Below are 649 nucleotides of genomic sequence, written 5' to 3'. Positions count from 1 at the left end.
GCGGAGGACGGCATCACGGTGCTGGACCTGACCCTGGGCAACTTCGCCGAGGTGGGTCTGACCGAGGTCGGGATCATCGTCGGGTACCGCAAGGAGGCGGTGTACGAGCGCAAGGAGGCGCTGGAGGCGAAGTACGGCCTCAAGCTGACGCTGATCGACAACGACAAGGCCGAGGAGTGGAACAACGCCTACTCCCTGTGGTGCGGTCGTGACGCCCTCAAGGACGGCGTGATCCTGGCCAACGGCGACACCGTGCACCCGGTCTCCGTCGAGAGGACGCTGCTCGCCGCCCGCGGCGACGGCAAGAAGATCATCCTCGCCCTCGACACGGTGAAGGACCTCGCCGACGAGGAGATGAAGGTCGTCGTCGACCCGGACAAGGGCGTGCGGCGGATCACCAAGCTGATGGACCCCTCCGAGGCCACCGGCGAGTACATCGGCGTCACGCTCATCGAGGGCGAGGCGGCCGCCGAGCTGGCGGACGCGCTGAAGACGACCTTCGAGCGGGACCCGCAGCTGTACTACGAGGACGGCTACCAGGAGCTGGTCGACCGCGGCTTCAAGGTCGACGTGGCGCCGATCGGTGACGTCAAGTGGGTCGAGATCGACAACCACGACGACCTCGCCAAGGGCCGGGAGATCGCGTGCC

The 649-nt window shown here is 67.2% G+C and carries 1 protein-coding gene; it reads left to right on the top strand.

What is annotated here, in order from left to right; genetic code table 11:
- A partial coding sequence (locus tag IE260_RS41145) for a phosphocholine cytidylyltransferase family protein (protein ID WP_189881035.1) occupies positions 1–649 on the top strand: 649 nt, incomplete at both ends.

Source organism: Streptomyces viridiviolaceus, from assembly GCF_014650995.1.
Classification (GTDB): Bacteria; Actinomycetota; Actinomycetes; order Streptomycetales; family Streptomycetaceae; genus Streptomyces; species Streptomyces viridiviolaceus.
The sequence above is the reverse complement of the archived record's forward strand: the minus strand, read 5'-3'. Positions and strand labels throughout refer to the sequence as shown.